Here is a 325-nt window from a genome sequence, read left to right on the forward strand (position 1 = left end):
GTCACGGTTACGTAACTCTAAGCTGAACTCTTCTTCCTGAGACGCACGGTCTACAGGGTCTGGGAAGTTTGCCGCTTCGTCTTGCATGTGTACAACTGTACGTTCTACTTCTTCACGCAATTGGTCGCGCCAAGCTCCTAAAATTTTTGTAAAATGAGCCATCTGCTCTGGTGACATGTATTCTTCACCAGCTTTTTCTTGGTACGGCTCAACACCTGCTATGGCTAGAATACCTAGCGCTTTTTTCTTAGATTCTGGCATACCGCATCTCCTAATAACCTTATTAAACCACTAAGTGGCTTAATTTAAGGCGGGTATCTATAGC

The 325-nt window shown here is 44.6% G+C and carries 1 pseudogene; it reads right to left on the bottom strand.

From position 1 onward, the window contains the following. Positions 1 to 261, bottom strand: a pseudogene (gene dksA, locus AB4585_RS27135) (RNA polymerase-binding transcription factor); the annotation flags it as partial. Positions 262 to 325: the final 64 nt, after the last annotated feature.

The sequence above is a fragment of the Vibrio sp. 10N.222.49.C9 genome (assembly GCF_041474985.1).
Taxonomy (GTDB): Bacteria; Pseudomonadota; Gammaproteobacteria; order Enterobacterales; family Vibrionaceae; genus Vibrio; species Vibrio crassostreae_C.